Origin of the sequence: Flavobacterium sediminilitoris (assembly GCF_023008245.1) — a bacterium.
Taxonomy (GTDB): Bacteria; Bacteroidota; Bacteroidia; order Flavobacteriales; family Flavobacteriaceae; genus Flavobacterium; species Flavobacterium sediminilitoris.
In genome coordinates this window covers 2,506,511-2,520,792 of the sequence record NZ_CP090145.1, presented here as the reverse complement: position 1 = coordinate 2,520,792, position 14,282 = coordinate 2,506,511, and the positions used below count along the sequence as shown (strand labels likewise).

The window sequence follows — 14,282 nt, the reverse complement described above, 5'->3', positions numbered from 1 at the left end:
TCTTGTATTAAGTGTTAAGGTCTTATTAATTAAATTATACGGAAATTAATTATAGTATTACAAAAAAGTATTATTTTCTTTCCCAACCACCTGCTGCACCACCTGCCATGAAACCTAAACTGCCCATGTTTACAGATCTGAAATCTCCTATAGGCATTCCATCTTTTCTGAAAAATATTATTCCTACTATTCCAAATTCTAGATTAACAGAAGTTAGTGCTATGGAGGTAGTATTACTCCAAAAATTATCCCAACTTTTATAACCTGTACCTAGTAGCCCTTCACATTTTAAATTGATAAGTCCAAAACCAAATACTCTATGCTCCCATACATATGGATATTTGTTCATGTCTTTAGGACTACATTTTAACTTACCATCAACTGCTACCATTTTTATTTCTAACTCAGCATCAATTGGGTCTAATAGTTTACTTCTTTCAAGCATATAGTTATCAATTTCATTATCAGTCATACTAACTTTTAATGTTTTTCTTATTAGCTCATCACCAGCTTCAATAAGTTTTGGATTTTGTTTTAGATCGTTCATATTTATTAATTTTTAAATTACATGTTATTTTATTTGTTGTTTATTAAGATGTATCATGTTGTTATTCGTTAAACAATCATTTATTATAGATTAAGGTTTAATATCAACTTAGTCTCTTAAAATCTTTTTGAATAATTTCTTATATATATACTAATTCACTTTTTCTGGTAACGCAATATTGTTCTGAAAAACAATGCTACTTTAATGATAATGCAATTTCCGATATTTATAAATACCATAAAATACGTAGGTTGAGCAATTATCTCGTAACATACGTATCTTAAAAAAGTATAAAAAACAAAAAGACCTTAAATACTATTTGCATTAAGGTCTTCCTAATTAATTCAAGTTACTAGTACTTTATATTTTAATAAGCTTTTTGGTTAATATTCCTTTATCTGTTGTTATTTTAATATTATAATTAGCCTGTTTTAAGTTTAAAATATCAATCTGAATTATTTCCAAACTATTTTCTATATTTTGTTTCTTTACTAAGCGTCCAGTAAGATCATAGATTTCTATTTTTTGAATAATAACTCCATTTGCAACTTTAATGTTTATCTGGCTTTTAACTGGATTAGGATACAGTAGCACATTATCTTTAAGCTCATTATTATTTAAACTTAAAGGGTTATTTTCATTTTTATACCAAGCAATCTTGTTATCACTACCAGATGCCGAGAGTATATCCATATCTCCATCTCCATCTAAATCTACGGCATAAATGTTTCGAACTGCATCTGCACTAGTTGTTATAATTTGCTGAGTACCAAAATTACCCGTTCCATCATTTGCATACCAAGCCACTTTATCATCACTTGATGAGGCTGAAATTACATCCATATCACCATCACCATCTAAATCAGTAGCATAAACACCGTATGAGAAAAGAGCTATCGCATGAGGTGCAATAATTTGTTGGGAACCAAATGTTCCATTCCCATTATTTTTGTACCAAACTGTTCCAACGCTAGTTATTGCAACCAATACATCCTGATAGCCATCGCCATCTAAATCTTTTGCATATATACCTGCTACACTATAGCCAGATGTACTTATATTTTGAAGAGAACTAAAGTTTGCCAATCCATTATTTTCATACCAAATAACATAGCCATTTGAAGCAGCTAGTACATCTATATCACCATCATTATCCAAATCTGTTGTATATATTGCACTTCCAGTAGCCTCCGAACTTGTAACAATTTCTTCTGTCCAAGAGTTACCATTATTGTTATTTCTATACCAATAAATATGTCCTGTATTAGAAGATGTTGAAATTACATCTAAATCGCCATCGCCATCTATATCTGAAACATCGATTCTCCTTACTAAATTAGCTCGGGTTGTTATATTTTGTTGAGATCCAAAATTTCCCAAACCATCATTGGCATACCAAGCAATACGATCGTCTCTTGACGAAGCAGATATAACATCCATATCGCCATCATTGTCTAAATCGGCAGCGTAAATGCCCCAAGCCTCATCTACACTTGTGGTAATAATCTGTTGGGCTCCAAAGTTTCCATTTCCGTCATTTTCATACCAAGCAATTTTATTATCATCTATAGAAGCCGATAGCACATCTAAATCTCCATCGCCATCTAAATCAGCAGAGAACACAGAAAAAGCTCTATTTGCATTAGTAGTAATTACATTTTGTCCATAATCAAAAGCTCCTGCACTATTCGGGCTTACCTCAGTTGTAAAACTAGCTACTACTCTATTTGTACTAGTTTTTAAAGAGATGCTAATAATTTCTCCTGGTTTAAAATCTACATTTGGATTAAAAGTGATTACGTTTGTATTTATTCCTGAGAAAGTTCCCAAAATTCTACCTGTTTGAGATCCCATTATTGTAACAGTTGCAGAAACAAATATTACAGGTGTAATAACGGCATCAAAAGTAATAGTTAAATTAGCGTTTACAGGTACATTTATGGCGTTCATAGTTGGAGAAGTAGCCACAATGTTTTGCGAGTAAATAGTATTTGATAGCAACAGCATCAAAACTAATGAAATGGATAATGAGTATTTTTTCTTCATTGTATCTTTTTTTTAAAAATACAATGTTACTCTAAATAATAGTAGTACACCATACGTAGCTTGTGCAACTTTTTCGTAGTCTACTTAGTTGTTTTTATTATAGCTTTCATTACGTTTTTGAGAAGCTAATTATATGAAGATTTAATTTTTTAAAGAGGTTGCACAACAACGGTTACTGTTGTATGTTTGCCTTTTATAATTCAAATAATTTAATTACTTCGCTTAGTTCTTTACTTGAATATATACAGCCATTACATACTTTTATTGTTCCTTTTTTATGTGTTATATATTTAATTATTCCTAATTCTGTTTTATTTAGAACTATCCCCATTTTTTTTAATTTAAGAAGCCCCTCAACAGCATATATCTGTTTTTCAGCATTTGTTGATTTTAACCATTTTAAAATACTAATCTTGTCTTTTTTATCAACAAAACTGTTTAATTGCATTCTTTCACTTGAATACATTGCACCCGCTCCACAACTTCCACCATAAACAATATCAGCCATAAATAATTCACTTTCATTTAAATCAGATCCAAATATTTTTTTGAAATTATTTTTTATTTTTTTGTATTCTTCATCATTCTTGAATTTTTCAATAGAAACATAATAAGGTTCCCAACTAAAAGAATCTTTCCATTCATATTTAACTTTCTTGTTTTTTTGAACGCTAAATTCATAAAATATAATTTGATTTCCAGATGCAATTATTTTAACTTGAAATACTTCATATGAAGTAGTATTTCTTCCTTTGTTATCTTTAATATATTGTTTAAACTCAAAAATTCCTTCTTTATATTCATAAGTAATATCTCGTAAATATTTCCAATGTCCATTAAATACATCCTCTTCAAATTTTTGCTTGATGAAGTTTTCAAATTTTGATAATTCTTTTGCAGAAAGTATACTTTTAATATCTTCCTTTTTCTGAAAAAACAAATTAGAAATTAGAACCAAACTTATAATTATAACAAAACATATTAAAATTACTAAAGTGTTTTTTTTCATAAGGTGATGTACAACGATTTTGTATATAATTAGCGACATGTTCTAGCACCTAATTTAGCAAATAAAAACCAAATAGAAAATTCACGAGGATTTTTATAAAGAAGCTAGAACTAGCAATAAATTATATACGGTGTTAGGCAACGTAATTTTCTTTCCAACCATTAGTTTTGGCAATCAATTCTGGATATAGACAAGATGATTTTCCGTCTTGTGAAACCAAAATTTTAATTGAATCTCCAATTGATTTGTTATTTGTCAAAGCAAAATTATTAGTCCTTGATTTCGCAACGTTATTTCCATATTCATAATGCACATCCATTGACGAACCAAATTTCGAAAATGTGAAACCATTATTATGGCTAATTGAAATTATTTTACCTTCCATAATTCTACCTGTTTTATACAATGAGATTTCTTTATTTATTCGTGAGTATAGAAAATAGCAAAGAATTAGTCCAATTAAAAAGACAACTCCAGCTATGTAATACATAAAATCCATACTAAACGAATATTGCTCAAATTCTGTAGGCATTGATTCTTTATTCAAATGTTTAATTGGAATTAAATCTCCAATTTTTAAATTATCTGTTTTTTCTGGTTCAAAAACACTAAATTTTGATTCCGTTTTCTGTCCGTTGTTATCAAATTCATAAGTCAAAATTTGTGGATTATTTCCATTTATCGTTATGTTATCAATCCCTTTAATTCCAGTTAGAATTGCATTAGTTTTTATTCCATCAGATTGAATTTTTTCAGCGTTTTCAACAAATGGAAAACTATCTCCTAATGAATTCATCATTAAGCCCATCGGAAGAAAAAGAAGTAATGAAAATGCAATTCCTTGAAATGCAAAGAGTAGTAAAATTGGTCTGATTTTGGCTCTTTGCCAAATGGTTTTGAAGTTAATTTTTCTATTTGTCAATGTCGTTTTCTTTATGTTGTCTAACGATTTTGTATATAATTAGCGACATGTTCTAGCACCTAATTTAATAAATAAAAACCAAATAGAAAATTCACGAGGATTTTTATAAAGAAGCTAGAACTAGCAATAATTCATATATGCTGTTAGGCAACAGGTTTTATTTTCAGTTTATTTTCACTCGTGTTTTATTCCGTTTTCATTGGCGTACAAATCTCTATTAGAAATCCGTTATTATCTCTTAAATATCCAACTTTTTGTCCCCAAGGCTTTTCGGTTATTGGTTCAAATTCGGTTGCTCCAAAATTGATTGCGCTCTGAAAGTCCTTTTCAATATTTTCAGTCGTAAATACTAATTCTACTCCAAAAGGTTTTTGGGATTTTGATATTTTTTCAAATCCCCTTTTGAAGTTTGAGTTTCCTAATTCGATAGAAGCAAAAGCAATTGTAGTTTCTCCCGAAATCAATTCTCCATAATCACTTTCAGGTGTCAAAAATTTTCGGTTAAATCCAAACGCTTTTTCATAAAACTCAATTGTTTCGGACACACTCTCAACATAAAGTATTGTATAGGCGTATTTCATATTTTTAATTTTTATTTCTTATAATCTTTTTACTCGTTTTGCAGCTTGGTAAAGCGGCAGATTTCAAGGCGATTACTTTTAATTAAGTACTAAAGTTTAATTTGTAAAAATAACTTTAATTATATTACTAAACTTGCCATTTTGTAAAACTGCTGTTATCGCCCTTTCTGTCATTCGTGTTTTGGTTCGTTAAAGTCAAAATAATTGCCTTTTGTCTTGTCGAGTATTTCTGTTATGAGTTTAAAGTTTTGTTCTTTCGGTTTTAGATTTACATATTTGTCAACTATTGTTCTGTGCCTGTATATGATAAAAGTGTTCTCAACATTAGGATTTATTTTATTAAGGTTTGCTTCACTTTCGGTGTCGCTAAATGATGGAACAAAAGTCAAAGCAATCTTTTGAAGCTCTAATTCTTTACCTATCTTGTCTAACTCTGTATGACGTGTCTGCTTATTATAATTTTTCGAATTTCCATAAACAAAATATGCTTTAAGATACTTTTCTCTTACTACACTTTCGTTGTCTAATTGTTTAAGCCATTTTTTGATGTCGTCCCAATTTGGATTATCACCAACAAAATATACAATCCCGTGATAACGTCCATATTTACAAACGGGGCAAGTTCTTGTCCCTTTGTCGGGTCCATATGCGTGAAATGGTATAAATGAAGGCTGATCTTCACCTATGTTTAAACCCGATTGAATGTCTGTTCTATTTTTAGTAGGATAATCGGGAATATTTAATCCTAATACAATGTTGTGCTCTGCAATTTGAATTTTACTGTCCAAAACCACTCTTAACAATTCAGTTCCTGCTCTGTCAAGGTTACCATACTTTTTCTTATGTTTTAAATACAATGGATCATCATCAAAATAAAGATCAGCATAATACTCATTTGGAATGTCTGGTTCTTTTATAGATAAGTGAATGTGCTGCGGAATATTATCATTCGGATAAGCAGCTGGTCTTGAAGTTTTAATAGTGTAATTTCCATCTTTGTCAGACTTTACCCAACCTCGAAGTTTACCGTGTTCCTTTGCTTTTTTAGGTGTCTGGTTACTTGATGAATACAATCCTTTATCATCTGTATGCCAATAATAGATGATGACATCAGATGCAGGTGTTTTCCCATCAAGTTGAAAAACTTTACCTGTCAAAATAAGTTTTTGTTTGCCTTCAGTCCAACCTAAACTCGTGTGCTCGGGCAGTATTTGTTCGGGCATTTCAACATACATCAATTCACAACCTTCACAGCCACCTCCAATAATTTTTTTATTGTCTATCTCAGATACATTCTGATTTTGACTTTTAGCGTTTGTTTGTCCATTGCAACTTATAAATAGTATTAGAAGCAATAAGAATAGACCTATTTTATTCATTTGTTTCATTTTTTATCCTGTTTGCTTTATTTGCTCCTTACAAACCTAAACTATTCTTTTTAGTCTTGCAATACGTATTTATACGCACTAAAGGCTAAATGGTTTGCCAAAACATTTAGCCTTTAGTGTTTTTTTATTTGTTTTACAGTTTTTCGTAAAGGAGTGCTTTTTTGTAGTTTTCGATACAATTCTCATGAAATTACTGTTCGCATTTTATAAACAACAGTACCATATTAATAATATGCACCTCAAAATTTCTCAACTTTTAGGTGTTAGATTTTAAAGTAAATAAAAAAATATCTTTGCGGGATAGAAATACAAAAACCTAAATTTTGGACTTCAGCTCCGATTTTGGCAATACTTTCTTAATAGTTCAGGCTTTTTATATCATTATTCTTAGTCGCTTCACTTACTCTATAACCTAAAATTCCTGCTTTTATGTCTATAGAAATATACGAAAGCTAAAATCAATATTGCTAGTCCAATATTTATTATGGAAAACTTGGGATATAGATTTAGTGTTGGTTGATTGTATAGAAAATAATTGGCTAAAACCAAAATTGTCAAAACCCAGAATATGAATATCGTTTGTTTGTAATCAAGCAAACGGTATTTTTCGTTTTTCTTAATGTTTTTATTTACTCTTTTATAGGTCAATAGGATGTAAGTTGGAAAAATTATTCCAACCAGTACAGCTAAAAAAACGGTGAAATTCATATTATTTTTTTGAATTTTATCTTACTCATTAATATTTTGAAAATGCAGATTTAGAACTGGGTTTTATTTTTCTGATTAATCTTTCCATACAGGAATTTTAATATAACTATCATTGTGCCACTTTATTTCTAGTGGTTTTCCTGCGTCATTAATTGTTTCTTCTGATACAGGTTTACCTGAGCCATAATTGATTATTTCAAAAGGATGTTTATTGATATTGAGCAAAATTACAAGTTGGCTTCCTTTGTTTATTTTCTTACTCACGAAACGGGTATTATCAAATGGTATTTTTTCTTTCTTGTTTGGTCTTAATAACTGCCTTTTAGTATTATCTTTTGCAAAACTTGCTCTACCGACGTATCTTGTAAGGAAAAAGTATTTCCCATCTGGCATTAGTTCATATAATGCCATTGAAACGTCCATATCTCTTTTATTTATAGTAGCCCAAAGATTACCTGAAAATGAGCCATTAATCGTGAAGTCATTTTGAAAAGTTTCTGTTGTGAAAACCAACCCATTGCTTACATCGAGGGTATCAAAAATAATGCTTGGCGTATAATAATTATTTTGATTTTCTCTGTCTTTAAAGTCTATTGTTTGTTTTTGAAATCCTTTTTTCTTTGGCTTAGATGAAATTAGATTAGTTTTATCAAGGTAAAAAGTCAAAGTATCATTGTTAATTTTTTCAAGTTTTGAGCTATGTTTCCATTCGTTTGTTCCCATAACTTGATAATTCACTTTATCTTTCAACAGTTCAGGTTTTGGTTTATCTTTTAGTACATAATCAAGCCAATCGTAGGCTAAGTTCATCATATTAACATTAGCCACACTGTCAATTTCATAACCCATTAAGTTTTTTGCTGGTCTACGTTGTCCTCCCCAATGATCATAAGGTCCTATTACAAAATAATGATTTGCATTTTTATTATGTTTAGTATGTAGTTTGAAATACTGAATGGAACCGATTTGTGAACCGTCATAGTACCCTGTTGTTGATAATACAGGGATATTTATTTTAGCATATTCTGAAGGAGTTGGCACCATTGATTGCCAATAATTGTCATAAGCGGGATGCTTAAGCCATTTTTGAAATATAGGATTAGGTTGTCCGCCCAAAGTATCTAAACTGTTAAAAGAAGCTCCAGAATTGAACCAATCAAAAACCAGATCTCTACTGTATGGTTTATTCTTGTAAATGTTGTCATTTGCCCAACCTAAAATTCCTCCAAAAGGGACATTGTTTTCCATTGGTGCATCATATCCAGGCATTACTGCAACTTGTGGGACAATTGTTTTCAGTGCAGGGTGTAGTTTTTTAGCAGTAGCCCATTGTGAAAAACCGGTATAGCTTCCGCCAAACATTCCTACACTGCCATTGCACCACGATTGTTTGCTTATCCAGTCGATAATGTCGTAAATGTCAGTTCCTTCATGTTCATATGGAGCATAATCTTTCAGATTCGTCCGAATGCCTCTAGCATAAGCTACAATGCCTACATAGTCTTTGTCGGCCGAACGTTTTCCGAAAATATTATCTCCTGTTCCTTGATGATAAGTTGTATAAAACAAAATTGCGGGTAGTGGTTTTTTATTTGTCTTTTTACGAACGACTACTGCAGAAATATCTATACCGCTTTTTGTTGGAATTAAAACACTGTCTTGAATTACGTATATAGAGTCGTTTGATTTAAGTTGTTGTGCAAAAGTTGTTGTATAAAACAACAAACTAAACATTGTGATTATAATTCTCATAACTAAAATAATTTGTTATCTGTTGTTGTATTTGTTGGTCTTATTTGTAACTAGTTACAGTTTTATTCATTTTTGTTTGTGTAAAAGACATAAGTTGCTTTTGCAATATCTGCTATAATTTTATCATTACTATCAAAACATTCAGTATGTTGTGATTTAAGCGATTGTTCTAGCATAGGCTATAACATTGCTGTTTGTATTCTTTCAATTTGGTTGAGATGCCTGATTATGTGATTGACAAAAAATTGAAAAGTGTCTCCCAATTTTAGTTTGATTAGACTTGAGATGGAAGTTTGAATTTTCACCTTGTTCAGACTTACATTTCTTGATTGATTAAGTAAATCCAACAACTTGATTTGCTGTTTAATAAATTGGTCGATAACCGTTTTGTCTAGGTTAGCGTTTAATGGATTTTTATCTTTAAAGGTTTTCATTTTGTTTAGTTTTTCTTTAGGCAACATACTTTTTGCAAAGTAATTTCCTAAAATTCCACTTTTAAATTCAAATTCTGTTTTAGTAGTTGAATTTTTTATTTTGTTTTCTATTTGTGGCAAATAAAAATCGCCATATAAGTTCAAATGCTCTAAACATTCTAAAATACTCCAGGAATTTTCATTTTCTTTCCACGTTAAAGTCTGTAAATCATAGTTTTTTAGTTTTTCGGTTTGATTTATAATTTGTCTTGTCTGCTCTAAAAGCGATTCTATTAAATTTTTGGATTGCATAATTTTTAATTTTTAAGCAAAGTTCTAAAAAGTATTTTCTATAAATCTTGATTGAAGTCAAGATTTTTTTAGCCTGGACAAGGTTTCAGCACTCATTCTTAAATAATTAGCAATATGTTTGTTTGGAATTTCTTGAAAAAGTTGTGGGCTTCGCTTTAAAACTCTTTTATATCGTTCTTTTGGTGAGTTCGTTAAAATATCTATTTCTCGTTCCATTTGTTGAAGAACTAAATCTTCCAAAATTCGCATCCATAAATTTCTATTATTTTCTGTTTCTAAGAATTTTTGAATTTGCTGTTTGGTTACTACTTTTATAATGGTCTTTTTAATAGCTTGAATAAATAAATTGGAAGGTTTACCTGTGAGAAAAGAGTCTAAAGCAACGATTAAATTTTCTTTATATCCAAATCGAATAGTTTGTTCTTCATAATCGTCTAACACAAAAATTCTCAAGCTTCCGCTTTCTACATAATATATATTTGTATCAATACTACCTTTTACTTTCAGAAATTCGTTTCTGTCAAGGGTTATTGTCTTGTCTGAAAGCTCAACGATTTCTTTCATTTCTATCTGGATATGAGTTTTAGCATGCTTGTAATCAATATAGTCATTTGTAAAAAAACGTTCTTTTTAGCCTGACGGTCAATACATTGACACTTGTCGCAATTGCATAAATTTATAATAAAAGATTACAAGTACAAAACTCCTCATGGAATTTTCGGAGACTCGAGCACTACGTGCGAACTGGCCTAGCAATTCTAACAAACGGCTATTACTCAATGTTTTTTAATCCGATCTTGTTTTCAATCCAATCGTGGAAGTATATAATGATTCCAATTATGAAATGAAAACCAATTAATATTTGTCCTAATAATTCGGTTGACCCTTTCGAATACAAACCAAACAGACTAGAAACAATGTGATAAGTTGTTAATAAAAATAATGCAACGTTAGATTTCCGTGTTAAAATCATTGTAATCAAAATCAATTGAATAGTCAGACGAACAATTTGAGACGGAATTCTTTCACTACCAACTTTATTATAAACCAAAACCATTAAAATCAGTTCGACTATTAAAGTCAGAATTATTGCTGAAATCAAAACCATTCTTTCTTTCATTCAGTTTTATTTTTTATTCTCAAAGTTTTTATAATCTTTAAATCTAATTGATTTTAAATCTAAATCATGAAGCATTAGCGCTTCTACTAAAGAAAAGGGAGTTTATTTTAAGTCGTTTTTGTTAAAACTTTTTCATACGCTCTTCTTGGACTTCCTCTAAAATGTACTTCTCCACAATATACATAGCCTGATTTTTCAAAAATGGCAATCATGGCATTATTATCAAAGTTAGTATCGGCTTTTATACTGTAGATATTGTTTTCTAATGCAAATGTTTCTATGTGATTCATCATTATTTTGGCTAAGCCTTTGCCTAAATGATTTTTAGAAATGGCTACTCGGTGAAACACTATAAAATCAGTATTTGTTAACCACTTCCCTATTATTTTTTCATATTCGGGTTCGTCATTTAGTAATATTGCGGTGTAGCCAACGATTGTTTCATTATCTGTCAATATAAAACCAACTCCTTTTTCTATATCTTTTTGAATAACTTCTGGGTTTGGGTAACCATCTTGCCATTGGTTACTGTCCTCTTGTTTTCTTTTTTGTATGGCTTGCTGTAAAATTTCCCATATTTGAGGAATTTCGACAAGTGTTGCTCTTCTAAATTGATATTGATTCATCTTAACTAATTCTATTTTAAATCCAATTTTTCTTATGTTTCAAGGAAAGAATAAGGTTTCTGGCTTGTTATTTTTGTAAATAAATCATAAAAATACATTCTTTTTATAAATTTTTAACTTAATTGAGAAACAAATAAAAAACAATTATTTAACTAAATTTAAATAGTTTTTACACTTCTTGACTCTTTATTTTAAAACATTATTACTCATTGCTTTCTCTTTTTTATTATTCTTCGTTTTTTATTTTTATATATTATTCTATTTATTTTAAAATCAGCTCTTTCAATGCTTCTTTTTTATTAAAAAGGATTAATTTTGCCCTCCGAAATTCTGATATTAACTAAAATTTAACCCATGAAAAAAAATTATCTTTTATTCTTTACGCTATTTCTTATTGGTTGTAATCTTTATTCGCAAGAAATAATTTTAAAGAGAGGAAAAGTATTAGCCGATAGCAAAAGTGTTTTTAATTTTGATAAAAGAAAGTTAGGAAGTGAGATTTCTCTTTTTAAATTGGATACTACTATAGAAGTTATATTCATTGAAATAAATAATAATAATACTATTTCATTTTTAAATGATGATTATATAAGAATTGTGTTTCCAAAAAATGAGGTTACGATTGAATCTACATTGCTTATTAATAAAAATTTTAAGGAAATTATTGAATTGCTTTTCATTAATAAAGTAATTGATTTAGATGGAAATATTGATCCAGAGCATTTAGCTTCGTTTTCAAGATCGCACAATAATAGAAAAGTATAAATACAAAATTAAGGTTACTTAATTCATTTGAAAAAGCACTCTATAATTAATATTATAAGGTGCTTTTTCTTTTTTTATATTTTGTGATACTCATTCTTCTGAATGTTTTTTTTACTTATTTCTCAAATATTTTTTGATTTCTTTTTTTTAAAGTAAAAACATAATTTATTCTTATGTTAAAGTTTGAAATTGTCTTTGATTTTGACATTGATTTTTGATTTTACTTTTTGTACTTTAGCGAACCAATTAAAGAAAACAACTATAAAACCATAAACTATTCATGGATTTACAATTCAACAAAAACGAAGATCACAATAAATTACTCCTTTCTGATTTAAAACAACGTTTCGCACAGGTAAAACTAGGTGGTGGACAAAAACGCATTGATAAACTTCATACTGAAGGAAAAATGACGGCACGTGAACGTATTGATTATTTATTAGATGAAAAGGCAAAGAGTATTGAGATTGGAGCTTTTGTAGGTGATGGTATGTATGAAGAGCATGGTGGTTGTCCATCTGGTGGTGTAGTAGTAAAAATAGGCTACATACAAGGCAAGCAATGCATTGTAGTGGCAAATGATGCTACAGTAAAAGCAGGTGCTTGGTTTCCTATTACGGGAAAAAAGAATTTAAGAGCACAAGAAATTGCTATTGAAAACAGATTGCCTATTATTTATTTAGTGGATTCTGCTGGTGTATATTTACCTATGCAAGATGAAATTTTTCCAGACAAAGAGCATTTTGGGCGTATTTTTCGTAACAATGCGGTAATGAGTAGTATGGGAATTACGCAAATTGCAGCCGTAATGGGAAGTTGTGTTGCTGGTGGTGCTTATTTACCTATTATGAGTGATGAAGCTCTAATTGTGGATAAAACAGGTAGTATTTTCCTTGCGGGAAGCTATTTAGTGAAAGCAGCAATTGGCGAAAGTATTGACAATGAAACTCTTGGTGGAGCAACAACTCATTGTGAAATTTCAGGAGTTACCGATTTTAAGGCAAAAGATGATAAGGATGCTTTAGATAGAATTAAAAGTATTGTGGGAAAAATAGGTGATTTTGACAAAGCAGGATACAATCGTGTAAAAGCACAAAAACCGGCTTTAGAGCCTAAAGAGATTTATGGAATTCTTCCGAAAGCTCGAAACGAACAATATGATATGATGGACATTATCAATCGTTTAGTTGATAATTCTGAATTTGATGAATACAAAGCAGGTTATGGTCAAACTATTATTACGGGTTATGCTCGCATTGATGGTTGGGCTGTAGGAATTGTGGCTAACCAACGTAAAATTGTAAAAACTACAAGTGCTAAAACAAAACCAAGTGAAATGCAATTTGGTGGTGTTATTTATTCAGATTCTGCTGATAAAGCTACTCGTTTTATTGCTAATTGTAATCAGAAAAAAATTCCATTAGTTTTTTTACAAGATGTTACTGGGTTTATGGTAGGTAGTAAATCTGAACATGGAGGAATTATTAAAGATGGTGCCAAAATGGTAAATGCCGTTTCGAATTCGGTAGTACCAAAGTTTACTGTAATTGTTGGAAATTCTTATGGAGCAGGAAATTATGCTATGTGTGGAAAAGCTTATGATCCAAGGTTAATTTTTGCATGGCCTAGTGCAGAACTAGCTGTTATGGGTGGTGCTCAGGCTGCAAAAGTATTAATGCAAATTGAAGCTGCTTCTTTAAAAAAGCAAGGCAAAACAGTCGATGAAAAAGTAGAACAAGAATTGTTTGATAAAATAAAAGCTCGTTATGATGCTCAAGTTTCTCCTTATTACGCAGCGGCTCGCTTGTGGACAGATGCTGTAATTGATCCTTTAGATACTAGAACTTGGATTTCTATGGGAATTGAAGCTGCTAATCATGCGCCTATTGAAAAGCCATTTAATCTAGGTGTTATTCAAGTATAAATGATACATGAATACATATCACTTTATTTTAAAATTTAATAGTAGAGTTATTTTATTTGGGTGTTTTTTTATCTTTTTTCTAGTACATGGAGGAAAGAGATTGTTTATTGCAACACAAACTAAAATTTTTAATGAACTTGAGAAGATTACAGAATCCGATATTCAAATT

13 protein-coding genes are annotated in these 14,282 nt (G+C 30.1%); 2 read left to right on the top strand and 11 right to left on the bottom strand.

The features are described 5' to 3' along the window. Positions 1–70 precede the first annotated feature (70 nt). From LXD69_RS11545 to LXD69_RS11495, 11 genes are all read right to left on the bottom strand, one after another. Complete coding sequence (locus tag LXD69_RS11545; RefSeq protein WP_045972321.1) at positions 71–547, bottom strand: hypothetical protein; 477 nt, start codon at positions 545–547, stop codon at positions 71–73. A gap of 360 nt (positions 548–907) precedes the next feature. Then, entirely contained in the window at positions 908–2,593 is a 1,686-nt protein-coding gene (locus tag LXD69_RS11540; protein WP_246915534.1) for an FG-GAP-like repeat-containing protein, read from the bottom strand. A gap of 193 nt (positions 2,594–2,786) precedes the next feature. Further along, a complete protein-coding gene (locus tag LXD69_RS11535) occupies positions 2,787–3,602 on the bottom strand; it encodes a hypothetical protein (protein ID WP_152640780.1) in 816 nt (271 codons plus the stop codon). Positions 3,603–3,735: 133 nt separating this feature from the next. Beyond that, positions 3,736–4,524 carry a hypothetical protein gene (locus LXD69_RS11530; protein WP_246915533.1) on the bottom strand — a complete coding sequence of 263 codons (789 nt, stop codon included), beginning with the start codon at positions 4,522–4,524 and terminating at the stop codon, positions 3,736–3,738. Between the two features lie 185 nt (positions 4,525–4,709). After that, positions 4,710–5,105 carry a VOC family protein gene (locus tag LXD69_RS11525; RefSeq protein WP_246915532.1) on the bottom strand — a complete coding sequence of 132 codons (396 nt, stop codon included), beginning with the start codon at positions 5,103–5,105 and terminating at the stop codon, positions 4,710–4,712. Positions 5,106–5,275: 170 nt separating this feature from the next. Continuing rightward, a complete protein-coding gene (locus LXD69_RS11520) occupies positions 5,276–6,484 on the bottom strand; it encodes a dioxygenase family protein (RefSeq protein ID WP_246915531.1) in 1,209 nt (402 codons plus the stop codon). A gap of 792 nt (positions 6,485–7,276) precedes the next feature. Further along, the gene (locus tag LXD69_RS11515) at positions 7,277–8,953 is read right to left on the bottom strand and encodes a CocE/NonD family hydrolase (protein WP_246915530.1); all 1,677 of its coding nucleotides are present in this window, start codon (positions 8,951–8,953) and stop codon (positions 7,277–7,279) included. A gap of 179 nt (positions 8,954–9,132) precedes the next feature. Beyond that, positions 9,133–9,678, bottom strand: a complete 546-nt coding sequence (locus LXD69_RS11510) for a DinB family protein (protein ID WP_246915529.1) — start codon at positions 9,676–9,678, stop codon at positions 9,133–9,135. Between the two features lie 57 nt (positions 9,679–9,735). Continuing rightward, entirely contained in the window at positions 9,736–10,242 is a 507-nt protein-coding gene (locus LXD69_RS11505) for a Crp/Fnr family transcriptional regulator (RefSeq protein WP_246915528.1), read from the bottom strand. Between the two features lie 208 nt (positions 10,243–10,450). Next, positions 10,451–10,798 carry a hypothetical protein gene (locus LXD69_RS11500; protein WP_045966414.1) on the bottom strand — a complete coding sequence of 116 codons (348 nt, stop codon included), beginning with the start codon at positions 10,796–10,798 and terminating at the stop codon, positions 10,451–10,453. 107 nt (positions 10,799–10,905) lie between these two features. After that, on the bottom strand, positions 10,906–11,424 hold the full coding sequence (locus tag LXD69_RS11495) for a GNAT family N-acetyltransferase (RefSeq protein ID WP_246915527.1): 519 nt from the start codon (positions 11,422–11,424) through the stop codon (positions 10,906–10,908). Positions 11,425–11,778: 354 nt separating this feature from the next. Between LXD69_RS11495 and LXD69_RS11490 the strand changes: the two genes are divergently transcribed. Both LXD69_RS11490 and LXD69_RS11485 read left to right on the top strand, forming a co-directional pair. Continuing rightward, entirely contained in the window at positions 11,779–12,189 is a 411-nt protein-coding gene (locus tag LXD69_RS11490) for a hypothetical protein (RefSeq protein ID WP_045966410.1), read from the top strand. A gap of 280 nt (positions 12,190–12,469) precedes the next feature. Next, positions 12,470–14,113 (top strand): acyl-CoA carboxylase subunit beta, encoded by a 1,644-nt coding sequence (locus LXD69_RS11485; RefSeq protein WP_246915526.1) that lies wholly within the window; start codon positions 12,470–12,472, stop codon positions 14,111–14,113. The last annotated feature ends 169 nt before the right edge of the window (positions 14,114–14,282 follow it).